The organism is Streptomyces sp. NPDC002092 (genome assembly GCF_053593775.1).
In genome coordinates this window covers 51,115-64,601 of sequence record NZ_JBSFDG010000006.1, presented here as the reverse complement: position 1 = coordinate 64,601, position 13,487 = coordinate 51,115, and the positions used below count along the sequence as shown (strand labels likewise).

Here is a 13,487-nt window from a genome sequence, read left to right as displayed (position 1 = left end):
CAGTCGCGGCCCTGGATCGTCTCGGACGAACTGTGGCTCGTTCGATCTCACGACGCACACAACTTCCACGATTGGTTCCCGGCCGGGGTGTCACCGAGGTCAAGCAGATCAAGGGGCACCTCGTGGTCGGTGACAACTTCGCCCCCAACTCCTTCGCCCCCAACCCCTTCGCCTTCATCGCTCGCGTCGACAACGGCGACTTCACCCACCTGCCGTCCCTCGGCGGTCTCAACTCCTCCGCGAGTCAGGTCAATCGCCACGGGCTCGTCGCGGGCAGCGCAGCGCTCGCTCCCGCTGACCCGGTCAGCGCCAACGGCCCAGTAGCTGAGCGAGCGGCGCGGTGAAGGCACGCGGCGGTACACCACCTGCGCCGAGGACGGCGCGTGACTGCGGGTCGGCGACATGCTCGGCGCGGCACATGCCGTGGTCGGCCATCAAGTGATGACACCGAAGCCTGGGCTGTGCAGCAGCTTTACAATCCCTTCACGATCAGCAACAGGACCGGCATGGGGGAGCGAACATGGCGATAGCGCCACTGAAACCTGAGGAACTACTGCCCGGCGAAGGCATCATTCTGCGCAAGAACGCCAACGCTGTCATCGACCTGCGCGAGGCTGGACTGTCGCGGTTCGCTTTTGACGACCTGATGTGGTTGGTCGGCATGCAGGGGAAGGAGGCCATCGGGGGGCGGATCTACCTCACGAACTACCGCCTCGTTTTCAAGTCCCACCGCTTCAACCGCGTGCGAGGCACGTTCAGTGTCTTTCTGCCCGCCATCGAGGAGGTTCGGGACGCGTCGTTCGCAGTCACACGCCAAGTCGCGATTTCAACAGGCATGCAGGACTCCACGTTCGTCGTCTGGGGCGTCCCCCGCCTCATCGAGGCCATCGAGCAGTGCCGTGCCGAGTTCGACCCCGCGTACACCGTCGAACTGGCCGCGCTCGTTCTTGCCGAGCCCTGGAAGATCGGTGGTGGCCTGCAGGCTGTCGCCCATTACGAAGCACTGAACAGGGTCCTGAGTGCGGCTCGCAGGCGGGGTGACGACTTCACCGGGGCCGCTACGGCTGTTACTGGCTCGATCGACGGCCGGTGCAACCGCGTAGACGCGGCCGGGGCCCTGCACGTGGCCGAACTGCTGATCCGCGCCGGCCGGCGTCCAACGATCCAGTGAGACAAGGCACCAGTTTAGTTTCGCAGTCTGGCGTGGGTGCGGTGCCCGGTTGCGCGCGTTTTAGAGTTCCTGACAAAGGCGTTGGACGTGGCGGTGGGTGATCAGGCAGGTGGCGAGGCCGAGGAAGGCTTCGCGGATGTCGTCGCGTGGTTCCCAGCGCCCGGGCAAAAACACCCGCATCCGACCACATCACCGCCGCCCAACTGGCCCTCGTCCAACTGCCGAAGAAGTACCGGCGCGGCCGGCAGACCCTGATCCGCACGGATTCCGCGGGCGGCACCCACGACTTCGTCGCCTGGCTCGCCCGGCGGGGACGGTGGCTGTCCTACTCGGTCGGCATGGTGATCACCGACGCGATCCACCAGCACGTCCTGAAGGTTCCGGCCTCGTGGACGGCGGCCGTCGAGGCGGACGGAGAGACCCGCGACGGCACCTGGGTCGCCGAACTCACCGGCGACGTCCTGGACGGCTGGCCGAAGGGGATGCGGCTGATCATCCGCAAGGAACGGCCCCATCCCGGAGCCCAGTTGAGACTCACGGACGCGGACGGCATGCGGCTGACCTGTTTCGCCACCAATACATCGGGGCGGCCGATCGCCGAGCTCGAGCTCCGTCACCGGCTGCGGGCCCGGGCCCGAGGACCGCAGCCGGGCTGCTCGGGCCACCGGCTTGCGGAACCTGCCCTTGAAGCGCACGGCTCAGAACCGGAGCTGGCTGGAGATCGTGCAGATCGCTCTCGATCTGCTGGCCTGGATGCCGATGCTCGCCCTGACCGGCAAGGCCCGCCTCGGGGAGCCCCGCCGCCTACGACTCCGGCTCTTCACCCCGGCCGGACAGCTCGTCACCACCAGCCGCCGCCGGATCCTCCGCCTGGCCCGGCACTGGCCTTGGACCCGCCACATAACCGCCGCCCTCGAACGGCTGACACTCCTACCGAACCCCGGCTGACCAGCGGACTCCCCGCCCCCACGACAGCAGCAACATCCGGAGCAGTGGAAACCGGCGCCCCACCCCGAGGCGACACCCGGGCCCTCGGCCTGCTCAGCCTCAACTCACGGCATGAAAACAGTCCACCGACTCCGTCTCCAGACCGTCACGAAACTTCGAGGCTGGAGCCGCAGGGACAGCGGCGCCCCCTTCCCGCGTTCCCCAGCTTGACCCTAAGCAGCGAAGCGATCGCCGAATGTTCCACAACGTGCCTCCTCTCGAAGCTACTTCCGTGCCGCTGACAGGTCTTCACCTGGTGAACTTTGTACGCCACAATGGCTTCAATTCCGCTCGGGGGATTTGGACGCCCCTCACCGTACGAACTCGGGTTCGCCAGCCGAGAGAGTCGGACGCGAGGTGCTTCCATAAACGACGTCGGAGATGTGTCGGCGTAACGCGTTGTGGAAGGCGGTTGGAGCCCGAAGCTCCCTGGACCGAGAGGACCTCGTGCGCATGGCGAGCACTATCGACCCGTGAGGGCGCGGCCGCTGCTTGGCCTGGTTTCAGGGGGCGCTCTGATACCCGTCGCAGTGGCCTACCCGTGGGTTGCTCTCATCCCTCTGTTCGGCGCGCTGGCCTTACTGGCCTGCGTCGTTGTCCCCGGCGTCTGGTCTGCGAAGCCAGATCGGCGGCGAGATGCCCGCGCCATGACCGAACTACTGCTTGGCTTGCCTCCTCGGAGGCGCAGGTGACCCGTGCTCAGACGTGCCATCACTTGGCTAGGCGTTGCGGGACATGACGTTGGTGACACAGGCCGATCAGTAAAACCGAGGTGCTGGGACGGGCATCGGTCGGGTAGCGTGCGGGCCATGTCGAGTCCTGAGTCAGACAAGGTGGGGGCTTTCGGTCACGCCGTCAGCCCCCTGAACCACTGAACTCGTAGCCCTGTCGTCGCGCCGCATCCTGCGGCCGGGCGACTGCGCCCTTGGGGCTGGCCGCGGTGACGAGATGACCTTCTCGCTTCTCCTCACCTCGGAGCCACTCGATGCCTCTCCCGCTGTACCTGCTTGCCATGGCGGTTTTCGCCATGGGCACTTCGGAATTCATGCTCGCCGGCCTCCTGCCGGACATCGCCTCAGACCTCGATGTCACAGTCGGGACAGCCGGAACGCTCACCTCGGCCTTCGCGGTCGGCATGATGGTCGGTGCCCCCCTTGTGGCCGCGCTTGCCCGTAACTGGCCCAGGCGCTCCAGCCTTCTCGGGCTCGTCCTCGTTTTTGCGGCAGCTCATGCCGTGGGCGCCATCACCATCAGCTTCCCCATCCTGTTCGCCACCCGGGTCGTCGCCGCACTCGCGAACGCAGGGTTCCTTGCCGTCGCTCTGACGGCTGCCGCCACGCTGGTCTCACCCGACAGGAAGGGACGTGCGCTGGCCGTTCTGCTGTCGGGCACGACGGTGGCCACGATCGCCGGTGTCCCTGGCGGCTCGGTGCTCGGCACGTTGTTCGGCTGGCGGGCCACGTTCTGGGCGGTCGCTGCTCTCTGCTTGCCTGCAACTCTCGGCATCCTGAAGGGAGTCCCAGCAGGGCGTGATGAGGCTGGGGCGACTGGCAGGCCGGCGTTGCGAGCGGAGCTCGCCCAGCTCACACGGTCGCGGTTGATCCTGGTGATGCTGCTCGGTGCGCTGGTGAACGCGGCAACCTTCGCAAGCCTCACCTTCCTGGCCCCCGTGGTGACCGACAGCGCCGGGCTGGGCGAGTTGTGGATCTCTGTCGCTCTGGTGCTCTTCGGTGCGGGTTCCTTCGTGGGCGTCAATGTCGCCGGCCGGTTGTCCGACCGGCGTCCCGGTCCGGTCATCGCAGTCGGCGGTCCGTTGCTGCTCATCGGCTGGCCGGCCCTGGCGATGCTGGTCAACGAGCCGGTCGCCCTGTTCATCCTCGTGTTCGTGCAGGGCGCACTGTCGTTCGCGCTGGGCAGCACGCTGATTACGCGGGTCCTCTACGAGGCCGCGGGAGCTCCCACCATGGCCGGCTCGTATGCGACCGCGGCGCTCAACGTGGGCGCCGCCGTCGGCCCCGTCATCGCTGCGGCCACCCTCAGTACCGAAGCCGGGGATCTCGGGCCGCTGTGGGCAAGCGGACTCCTCGTCGGGGTCGCGCTGCTCATCGCGTTCCCTCTCCGCACCGCTATCACGGCCGGCCGGAGCACCGAGATGCTCCGGTGACACAGGCGAACGCCCCCCTTGAACATCGAGGGACGCCGAAGGCTCGTGGAGCGCTGCCGCACCCGTCCCATCGCGCACGTCGCCGCCGAGGCCGGTGTCTTCCGCGCCTGCCTGTCCATGTGGAAGAACCGGTACGACACGCACGGCGAAGTCGGGCTGCAGGACCGCCCAAGCGTCCCGCGATCCTCGCCGACCCAGACCCCACCCGGTGCACCCCGTGTCGTCGAACGGATCGGGCGGTTGCGGCGGGACAACAAGTGGTCCGCCCGCGGATCACCCTCGAACTCGCAGGCCAGAACGTGCAGATCAGCGAGCGCACCGTAGGCCGGTGGCTGGTGCGTCTGGGCATCGGCCACCGCCGGTTCCTCGACCCGACGGCTCGGCCAACAGGCGCCCGTCGAAACGGATCGTGGCCCGCTACCCGGGCCACATGGTCCACCTGGACGTCAAGAAGGGTCGGACGCATCCCCGACGGCGGCGGGTGGCGGGCCACGGACGCGGCTCCGAGCAGGCCAGGGCCGCACAGCGAGCGAAGACCGGTGGCGCCAAGGGCGGGTACGTCTACCTGCACTCTGCCGCCGCCGGAAACCGGTGCTCGGGGGAGGGCACCGGGGTCCGTCACTCCGACGGCGGCGGCTTGCCAGCGGTGGATGTTGATTCCACCGCTGTTGCTCTTGACCATCACGGTGTGCTTGGCGTTGCGGTCCACCGGAAGGCCGATCTGGAGGGTGCTGTTGGCGCTGTCGGCCTGGATGTCGTAGTCGGAGTTCGGCAGCGTGAGGTCGATCCCGCCGTTGCCCGTCTTCACGTTCGCCGTCGTGGGCGGGGTCCGGAACGCCGCCCGCACCTCGCCGTCCGTGGCCGTGGCCGAGAAACGCCGACGGCAACCGCACATCGTCCGTGGCTACTTCGGCGCCCCACACGTCCGATACGTCCTGGACGAGAACCGCACGAGCTTCTGATCAACAAGACAGTCGACACCTGCACGGTGATCCGGAAAGCGCGCCATCCATGGTGCACCGGAGGTCCCGAAACTGACGGCGAGGTTGAGGTGCGAAGAAGGTCGTGGACGGACGTCAAGCCCGCGCGCGGGCGGGTACCTCCCGGGCGAGGGCGATCGCGACGGCGCCGAGAAGGCTCCCAGTGGTCCACCGTTGCCACTTGGCCCATGCCGGGCGGCTCTTGAGCAGGCTGGCGATTGATCCAGCCGCGAGCACGATCACCGCGTTCACGGTGAGGCCTACCGCGATCTGCACCACGCCGAGAGTGAACCCTTGGGCCGTGGTGTGGCCACGTGCGGGATCGATGAACTGCGGGATGAGCGCGAGGTACAGGATGGCGACCTTCGGGTTGAGCAGGTTGGTGATCAGTCCCATCCGCAGCAGCCTCCAGTGCGAGTCGCGCTGGAGGCTGCGTGGCTCGAACAACCCGCGGCCTCCCTGCCTGAGCGCCTGCCAGGCCAGGAATGCGAGATAGGCCGCACCGGCAGCTTTAAAACCGATGTACAGCCACGGGACGGCAACGAAGACCACCGCCAACCCCAAGTTGGCCAAAGTCATGTACACGAGGAAGCCCGCCGCAGTCCCGATCAACGAGACAAGCCCAGCCACGCGGCCCTGGCTGACGCTCCGAGACACCAGGTACACCATGTTCGGGCCCGGCGTCAGTGCCATTCCTAGTTCGACCAGGGCCATTCCGCCGGCTGCCGCCGATGAGATCATCACACGCGCCACCATGTCAGATGCGGCGCAACAGGCATCACCCGGCATCCGGTCGGCGGTGCTCCAGGTGGTGGGGGTGCTCACCCACGACGGGTGAGGTGGGCCCACACGTCCGCTACGTCCTGAACGAGAACCCCATGAGTTTCTGATCAATAGGATCCGGGGATGGACATCGACCTCGAGGAGTGGGCGAGCGGAGCACGACCGGCGATCCGCGACCTGATCGACGGTCTCGGCGGCGACGTCGAGGCCGTCGACGCAGATCCGCTGTCCGCGATGGCTGTGCTGGACGACCTCATCACCCGCATGCCCTGGCAGGAATTCGACAACGACGACTGGATCTGGATCCACTCTCAACTGTCCGCATTCGTCGCGGTATTCCTGATCCACCACTTCGGAGGCGAGTGGAAAGCAGTACCCGACCCGTCAGCCCCCGGAGGACGGATGCCGGTCATCGGAGTACGCGGCAAAGACGGGCTCCCCCGCCGCGTCACCCCGGTGGAACTGGTACACCAAGAACTCCACCCGGTGCCGCAGCGAATCCCCCGCCTCGTCGAGCGCGCCACCGACCTCGCCGGACACGGCCCGTTGACAAACTGCCTCCCGCACAGGCCCTGACGGCCCAGGCGGATACGGGCCCCACCGCTGCGGAGCACTGGTTTGCCGTCCGCGAGCCCGGATGAGCGCCATGCCGGCGCAGACCACACGGCCACGCCCCTCAGGCAGCGCCGTCGGCGTCACCCCTTCCTGGGCCTACCTGAAGCACGGCCCATACACCGACGACGCCGACGGCATCCTGTCGACCTCCTCTCCGGCGGGCACGTGCACCGGTGTCGCCCACCGACCGATCTACCTCCACCTGCAAGATGAGCTTCGAGGTGGACGCCGCACGGGACTTCGACCACAACGCCCTCGCCGGCACCTGGAACGTTCTCGCCGAAGCACAGGACGCCAACGACGACTGGACGGACATGGTCGTCACTTGAGGGTGCCGGGCGGACAGGCCGGGTCAGCCGAGCTTGAGAAGGCCGGCTTCGAGGACGGCTCGTCCGAAGGAGCCGGCGAGTTCGGCGAGACGCTCGCAGTCGGCGTCGCCCAGGGCGGCGTAGGCGGGAAGGGCCAGACGGTCGGTGCGGTCCTCGATGTGCCGGCGGAGGGTGACGCCCTCCGCGCTGAGGGAGTCGCCGTCGAGGAGGCCCCGCTCACGGAGGCTCTCCTGGGTGCCGGCCCACTCCTCCTCGGGCCATGCGCGGCTCATCTTGAGGAAGTCGACGGGAACCTCACCCGTGGCGGCGTGCAGCACGAGGGCTTCCAGGCCTCCGACGCCCTCGCTCAGCAGGCACGCCACATGGCCGTCGCCACGGAACTCCCGTAGCAGCGTCTGGGCGTGCCACAGTCGCAGCACCGGCTCCTCCGGCCAGGGCAGGGCGGCGTGCGCGGCGAAGAGTGGGCGGCCCTGAGCGTGTTCGCAGGCCGCCTCGGCGGCCCGCCGGGTCAGCGCCAGGACCTCGTCCAGCTCGGGCAGTTCGTGGATTCCAGCCCGCCGCAAGGCTTCGCCAGCGGCGGCGTACCGGGCGTCCAGCACCTGCTGCGGGGTCGTCGCGTCCCAGGCGCCGTCGAGTGCCTGCCGTACGAGACCGGGGTTGAAGTTGTAGAAGGTCGAGATGACCAACTCGGCGGAGGCCCGGCCGAACGCGGCGCTCCGCGAGGTGAAGTAGCCTGCGCGTCCGCTCAGTCCGAGGTCGGCGTACCGTCGCCTCGCCTCGGGGACGAAGTAGATCATGCCGTGCACGGGCTCGAGTCCGCGCCAGGCCGTACGCGCTGTCCTCACGGGTCACCTCTTCGGATAGTCGGCCAACGGGGTGTTCGCTGTGGTTTCGTACTCGGGTACCAGCCGTGCGTTCGCAGGTGTTCGAGCAGCAGACGGTTCAGCGCGTCGGGTGCCTCCTCGGGAACCCAGTGGCTGACGCCCTGGAGGGTTTCGAAGCGGTGCGGCCCCTCCACCCACCGCCCGGTCCCGTGTGCCGGCGCCGCGCCGAACGCCCTGTCGTTCGTGCTCCAGACGTACAGCGTGGGCACCTCGATCGTGCCGATCCTGCCGTCGGGGCGGCCTGCCCGGTACCAGTTCAGCGCGCCGGTGAGAGCGCCCGGCCGGGACAGGTGCCGTATGTAGGCCTCGACACTGTCCTGCGGGACCTTCCCGGCGTAGAGGGCGCGAAGCAGTTGGGCATCGTGGGCCAGCATGCGCTCCTCGGTCGCGGGCACATCGCGCCAGTCGATCATGTAGTGCGAGCGCTCACGCTGGTCCTCGTCGGTGCGCAGGGCGGTGGCCAGGGCTCCGGGATGCGGTGTCGAGACAACCGTGAGGGTGCGTACGCGGCCGGGGTGGGCGTTCGCGGTCCACCAGGCCACCGCGCCGCCCCAGTCGTGGCGGGCCAGGTCGAACGTCGACCACCCCAGTTCCTCCGTGATCGCGACCACGTCGTCGACGAGAAGGCTCATGCGATAGTCCTCGGGGCGGGCGCCGGGGGAGTAGCCGCGCTGGTCGGGCGCCACCACCCGGTAGCCCTGCGCGGCCAACGCCGCGATCTGCCGTTCCCAGGCCGGCGCCGTCTGTGGGAAGCCGTGCAGCAACAGCACCGGCAGGCCCTCCGGTGGGCCCCCCTCGATCGCGTCGAAGACGCCCGCACTGGTGGAGATGCTCAGCTCGGTCACGACCCGCCCTTCCATACCGACTGGTCGGTAGCCTCCAGGTGCAGAGGCGGACTGTCAAGGCCGCGGGCGCGCCTGCTTCCTGGCGGAGGCAGGACGCTATTGAACTTGACGCCGGGTTCAACTATAACGTGGCGTCGGGCCACCAGAGACAGTGAGGCGACATGAGGGAAGCAGTCATCGTTTCGACGGCACGGACGCCGATCGGAAAGGCGTACCGCGGCGCGTTCAACGACACCCAGACGCAGGAACTCGCCGCCCATGCCCTGGCTCACGCCGTACGGCGTGCCGGGCTCGAGGGAGGCGAGGTCGAGGACGTGCTCTTCGGCTGCGCCGCGCAGCAGGGGGCATCCGGTTTCAATGTCGCCCGCCAGGCCGTTCTCCGCGCCGGGCTCCCGGACACCGTGTCGGGGATGACGATCGACCGGCAGTGCTCGTCGGGCCTGATGGCCATCGCGACGGCCGCAAAGCAGATCGTCGCCGACGGCATGCAGGTCACGGTAGGCGGGGGCGTCGAGTCGATCTCCCTTGTGCAGAACGAGCACATGAACACCCACCGCATGACGGATCCCTGGCTGGTCGAGCGCAAGCCGAGCATCTACCTGCCGATGCTGCAGACGGCGGAGATCGTCGCCGAACGCTACGGCGTGAGCCGGGAACGCCAGGACGAGTTCGCGCTGCTGTCGCAGCAGCGCACCGCGGCGGCGCAGGAGGCCGGCCGGTTCGACCAGGAGATCGTCGCCCTCGACAGCGTCAAGAAGGTGCTCGACAAGCAGTCGGGAGAGGTGCGGCGCGAGAAGGTCACCCTGACCCGGGACGAGGGCAACCGCGCGTCGACGACGCTCGAAGGCCTGGCCGGTCTGGCGCCGGTGCTGCCCGACGGCCAGGTGAGCGCGCAGTCCAGCGTGACGGCGGGCAACTCCTCGCAGCTCTCGGACGGGGCTTCGGCGTCGGTGCTGATGGAGTCCAGGGAGGCCGAGCGCCGCGGACTGGAACCGCTGGGCATCTACCGGGGCATGGCCGTCGCCGGTTGCGGCCCGGACGAGATGGGCATCGGGCCGGTGTTCGCCATCCCGAAGCTGCTGAAGCAGCACAACCTCACCGTCGACGACATCGGCCTGTGGGAGCTCAACGAGGCGTTCGCCTCCCAGGCGTTGTACTGCCGCGACGAGCTGCGCATCGACCCCGAGCGGTTCAACGTCAACGGCGGCGCGATCTCGGTCGGTCACCCGTACGGAATGACCGGTGCCCGACTGGTGGGACACGCGCTGGTCGAGGGCAAGCGCCTCGGGGTCCGGTACGTGGTGATCTCGATGTGCGTCGGCGGCGGAATGGGTGCGGCCGGACTGTTCGAGGTCGCCTGATGGAGAAGACCAGAACCGCGGTCCTGGTCGACTTCGGCGGGGTCATCACCTCCAGCGTGCTGCAGGCGTTCACCGACTTCGGCGCCTCCCTCGGCGGCGATCCGCGCCTGCCGCTGGAGCTCCTCAGCCGGGACCAGCCGTCACGCGCCCTGCTGTCCGACCACGAGTGCGGCCGTATCGACGCCGAAGCCTTCGAGAGAGGATTCGCCGAACGTCTCCGGGCTCACGGTGCAGACGTCCAGGCCGAGGGGCTCACCGCCCGCATGCAAGCAGGCATGTCGATCGACCAGGACATGCTCGCCCTGCTCGGCGATCTCCGAGCCGCCGGGCATCCCGTCGCGTTGGTGTCCAATTCCTTCGGTACCGGTACGTACGACGGTGTCGATCTGGCCTCGCTCGCCGACGTGGTCGTCATCTCCGCCATGGTCGGGATCCGCAAACCCTCCCGGCGGATCTACGCGATCGCCTGTGAACGTCTCTGCGTCGACCCCGAGGAGGCGGTCATGATCGACGACCTGCAGCAGAACCTCGACGGGGCGGCACGGATCGGGATCGGCGGCGTACTGCACACCAGCGCCGCCGACACCCGCCGTCGGCTCGCCGAAAGCTTCGGGATCGGCGCCTGATCGATCGACCGCTCGGGAATTGCTGGATGGGCCTCTTCGGCCTTCTTCGGACGGACGCAGTTTGTGACTATGGCGTCGGATTCAAGTAAGGTTCCCGCGATGGACACCACCGCGCCCGAGGAGATCGACGGCGAGCAGCCACCCCCCATGGCGCCCCTGTCGCACCTTCGTGAGCCGCCCGCGACGAAGCGCGGAGCGCGGACGCGGGCCGCTCTGGTGAAGGCCGCGCGGAAGGTGTTCGAACGGGACGGCTACCTCGACGCCCGCCTGACCGACATCACCAAAGAGGCGCAGTGCGCGGCGGGGTCGTTCTACACCTACTTCGCGGGCAAGGAAGAGGTGCTCGCCGCCGTCCTCCTGGAGGCGCAGGAGGACATGCTGCACCCCGGCATGGCCCGGGTGGAGGATGCCGACGACCCCTATGCGGTGCTCGAGGCGAGCAATCGCGCGTATCTCCAGGCGTACAAGCGCAACGCGAAGCTGATGGCGCTGCTCGAGCAAGTGGCGCAGGTCGAACCGGAGTTCCGTACATTCCGGAGCCGGCGCGCCGACGCGTTCATCCGCCGCAATGCCCGCGGTATCGCCGACCTGCAGGCGCAGGGTGCCGCAGACCGGGACGTCGATCCGATACTGGCCTCCCGTGCGCTGTCGGGCATGGTCAGCGTCATGGCCTACAACGCCTTCGTGCTCGGTGAGCGCGAGGAAGAAGGCACGCCGGTGGACTTCGAGGAGCTCGTGTCCACGGTCAGCCGGCTCTGGGCGAACGCGCTGCGGTTCCCTGACCACCGCTGATCCGGCGGCCTGAGCCGGGGCGATGCCCCCACCACCCCCTGGGTGGGGTGACGCACGCCCAACTATTGAACCTGACGTCGGATTCAACTATACAGTTCGGGCGGACGGTGCACGGTCCCACCATCTCCGGAGAGGGTTCGCTGTGAACGTTGCACGAAGAGTCGCCATCGTCACCGGTGGTGCCGGCGGTATCGGCAGCGCGCTGGTCGCGCGGCTCGCTCGCGAGGGTGCCCGGGTCGTCGTCACGGACCTCGACACGGACAGCGCGCGGGCGGTGTCGGACAGGGTCAACGCCGACCGTCCGGGGAGCACTGTCAGCGCCGGCGCGGACGCGTCGGACACCCCCCAGATCCAAGAGCTGATCGACCTGGCGGAGAGCACGTTCGGCCCGGTCGACCTCTACTTCGCCAACGCGGGCATCGCCGGCGCACCCGGCCTCGACGCGAGCGAGCAGGACTGGGACCTGTCGATCGACGTCAACCTGCGCGCCCACATCCGCGCGGCACAACTGCTGGCGCCCGAGCGGTATGCGGGTGAACGAGGCCGAGCGCGACGCCCGCCCGGCCGAGGCCTCGCGGCCCATCGGCGTGTCGATCAGACCGGGCACGACCAGGTTGGCGCGGATCCCGCGCGGCGCGCCCTCCTTGGCCACATGGCGGGTGAGTCCGAACAGGCCCGCCTTGGAACTGTCGTAGGCGGGCGAGTCGGTGGCCGCGCGCAGTCCCGCCACGGAACCGACGAAGACGACCGAGCCTCCGTCGGCGAGCACGGGCAGTGCGTACTTGGCGGCGAGGAAGGGAGCGCCCAGGTTGAGCGAGAGCACAAGTTCCCACTGCTGCGGTGAGGTGTCCGCCAGGCCCGCGCCCAGTCCGATGCCGACGTTGACCACGAGCGCGTCGAGCGCACCGAGCTCGCGGAGGGCCTCGGCGACCATGGACGAGGACTCGCCGGGATCCGTGGCGTCACCGACCACGGCGATGCCTCGGGTGCCCTCCTCATCGACCAGGGCGGCCGTGGCCGCCGCGGCGGAGGGGGAGACGTCGGCGCAGGCCGCTCCCTCGCGGGCGGCGAGCACGGCGATCGCCGGCCCGTTGCCCACGGGGGCCTTCGGATCGTCGCTGGGACGCGTGCCGGCACCGACGACCAGTACGTTCCGGCCGGTCAGGAGACCGGCCGGGTGGGGCGCGGGCTGCAGGGCCTCAGGCATCGCCGTGTGTCCCGTCCGCCGCGTCCGCGCCGGCTCCGGTGGGCGCGGGCAGGGTTTCCGACTCGAAGTCGGGCTCGAGCCGGGTACCGGCGGAGTTCAGGAAGAACGCGACCATGTGGTACTGGCCGACGAGCATGGTGAGCTCGATCAGCTGTGCCTCGTCGTGGTCGGCCGCGAGAGCGGACCAGGTGGCCGCGGACAGGCGTGCGTCCCGGTGCAGTTCGTCGGCGGCGAGCAGCAGATGGACGTCGGCCGGCGTCCACCCCTGGGCGTCCGGGCCCGCGCCGATCCGTCGGATCTCCTCGTCGGTGACCCCGGCGGCCCGGGCCGGCGGTACATGGCGTCCCCATTCGTAGGCTGCCCGGGTGTGGTACGCGGTGCGCAGGATCAGCAGTTCCCTGGTCCGAGCGGGAAGACGGCCGTCGCGCAGCAGATGGCTGCCGAACGGCAGGAAGTGCCGGAAGAGGTCGGGGTGCCGTACCAAGGTGGTGAAGACGTTGGCGAGGCGGCCGTCGGCGTCCCGGGGAATCAGGGCGAGCAGCTCCCGGGTGGCCGGGTCCCAGTCGTCCTCGGCCAGCGGCGCGAGGCGCGGGCCGGTGTCGGCGCCGGGGTGGTGGGGGCGGTCATGGTGCTCGTCGGTCATGGCGGTCTCCGCACGGTTCGTCGGGGTGGGCCGGTGGCACGAGGGCGGGGGGAGCACGGTCGATCGGCGCCCTGCCGCGTGCGCCGATGGGCTCCGTGCC

General features: G+C 68.9%; 11 protein-coding genes and 5 pseudogenes. 10 read left to right on the top strand and 6 right to left on the bottom strand.

Going from position 1 to position 13,487, the window contains the following annotated elements; all coding sequences use genetic code 11:
• The first annotated feature begins 71 nt into the window (after positions 1–71).
• From ACWCRD_RS15245 to ACWCRD_RS15225, 5 genes and pseudogenes are all read left to right on the top strand, one after another.
• The gene (locus ACWCRD_RS15245; RefSeq protein ID WP_450966281.1) at positions 72–344 is read left to right on the top strand and encodes a hypothetical protein; all 273 of its coding nucleotides are present in this window, start codon (positions 72–74) and stop codon (positions 342–344) included.
• Between the two features lie 176 nt (positions 345–520).
• Positions 521–1,171 (top strand): hypothetical protein, encoded by a 651-nt coding sequence (locus tag ACWCRD_RS15240; protein WP_450966280.1) that lies wholly within the window; start codon positions 521–523, stop codon positions 1,169–1,171.
• Positions 1,172–1,347: 176 nt separating this feature from the next.
• Positions 1,348–2,119: pseudogene (locus ACWCRD_RS15235) on the top strand (transposase); the annotation flags it as partial.
• Between the two features lie 1,024 nt (positions 2,120–3,143).
• Positions 3,144–4,322 (top strand): Cmx/CmrA family chloramphenicol efflux MFS transporter, encoded by a 1,179-nt coding sequence (locus tag ACWCRD_RS15230; RefSeq protein ID WP_450966279.1) that lies wholly within the window; start codon positions 3,144–3,146, stop codon positions 4,320–4,322.
• Between the two features lie 18 nt (positions 4,323–4,340).
• Positions 4,341–4,908: pseudogene (locus ACWCRD_RS15225) on the top strand (helix-turn-helix domain-containing protein); the annotation flags it as partial.
• 123 nt (positions 4,909–5,031) lie between these two features.
• On the opposite strand, the pseudogene ACWCRD_RS15220 reads toward ACWCRD_RS15225, so the two are convergent.
• A pseudogene (locus ACWCRD_RS15220) lies at positions 5,032–5,169 on the bottom strand (hypothetical protein); the annotation flags it as partial.
• A gap of 229 nt (positions 5,170–5,398) precedes the next feature.
• Positions 5,399–6,043 carry a LysE family translocator gene (locus tag ACWCRD_RS15215; protein ID WP_450966628.1) on the bottom strand — a complete coding sequence of 215 codons (645 nt, stop codon included), beginning with the start codon at positions 6,041–6,043 and terminating at the stop codon, positions 5,399–5,401.
• A gap of 165 nt (positions 6,044–6,208) precedes the next feature.
• Between ACWCRD_RS15215 and ACWCRD_RS15210 the strand changes: the two genes are divergently transcribed.
• Positions 6,209–6,661: a hypothetical protein gene (locus ACWCRD_RS15210; RefSeq protein WP_450966278.1), complete on the top strand. Its 453-nt coding sequence runs from the start codon at positions 6,209–6,211 to the stop codon at positions 6,659–6,661.
• Between the two features lie 391 nt (positions 6,662–7,052).
• On the opposite strand, the gene ACWCRD_RS15205 is transcribed toward ACWCRD_RS15210, so the two are convergent.
• Both ACWCRD_RS15205 and ACWCRD_RS15200 read right to left on the bottom strand, forming a co-directional pair.
• Positions 7,053–7,874, bottom strand: a complete 822-nt coding sequence (locus ACWCRD_RS15205) for an SCO6745 family protein (RefSeq protein WP_450966277.1) — start codon at positions 7,872–7,874, stop codon at positions 7,053–7,055.
• On the bottom strand, positions 7,871–8,758 hold the full coding sequence (locus tag ACWCRD_RS15200; RefSeq protein ID WP_450966276.1) for an alpha/beta fold hydrolase: 888 nt from the start codon (positions 8,756–8,758) through the stop codon (positions 7,871–7,873). Before ACWCRD_RS15200 ends, ACWCRD_RS15205 begins: the two co-directional genes overlap by 4 nt.
• 161 nt (positions 8,759–8,919) lie before the next feature.
• On the opposite strand from ACWCRD_RS15200, the gene ACWCRD_RS15195 reads away from it, so the two are divergent.
• The 4 genes and pseudogenes from ACWCRD_RS15195 to ACWCRD_RS15180 form a co-directional block, all read left to right on the top strand.
• The gene (locus tag ACWCRD_RS15195) at positions 8,920–10,119 is read left to right on the top strand and encodes an acetyl-CoA C-acyltransferase (RefSeq protein ID WP_450966275.1); all 1,200 of its coding nucleotides are present in this window, start codon (positions 8,920–8,922) and stop codon (positions 10,117–10,119) included.
• Positions 10,119–10,745 carry an HAD family hydrolase gene (locus ACWCRD_RS15190; protein WP_450762636.1) on the top strand — a complete coding sequence of 209 codons (627 nt, stop codon included), beginning with the start codon at positions 10,119–10,121 and terminating at the stop codon, positions 10,743–10,745. The genes ACWCRD_RS15195 and ACWCRD_RS15190 overlap by 1 nt, the downstream gene beginning before the upstream one ends.
• A gap of 99 nt (positions 10,746–10,844) precedes the next feature.
• Positions 10,845–11,537: a TetR/AcrR family transcriptional regulator gene (locus tag ACWCRD_RS15185; protein ID WP_450966274.1), complete on the top strand. Its 693-nt coding sequence runs from the start codon at positions 10,845–10,847 to the stop codon at positions 11,535–11,537.
• Positions 11,538–11,559: 22 nt separating this feature from the next.
• Positions 11,560–12,024, top strand: a pseudogene (locus tag ACWCRD_RS15180) (SDR family NAD(P)-dependent oxidoreductase); the annotation flags it as partial.
• A gap of 84 nt (positions 12,025–12,108) precedes the next feature.
• Here the strand turns inward: ACWCRD_RS15180 and ACWCRD_RS15175 are convergent.
• Positions 12,109–12,744, bottom strand: a pseudogene (locus ACWCRD_RS15175) (SDR family NAD(P)-dependent oxidoreductase); the annotation flags it as partial.
• Entirely contained in the window at positions 12,737–13,387 is a 651-nt protein-coding gene (locus ACWCRD_RS15170) for a carboxymuconolactone decarboxylase family protein (RefSeq protein ID WP_450966273.1), read from the bottom strand. The pseudogene ACWCRD_RS15175 and the gene ACWCRD_RS15170, both read right to left, overlap by 8 nt.
• Positions 13,388–13,487: the final 100 nt, after the last annotated feature.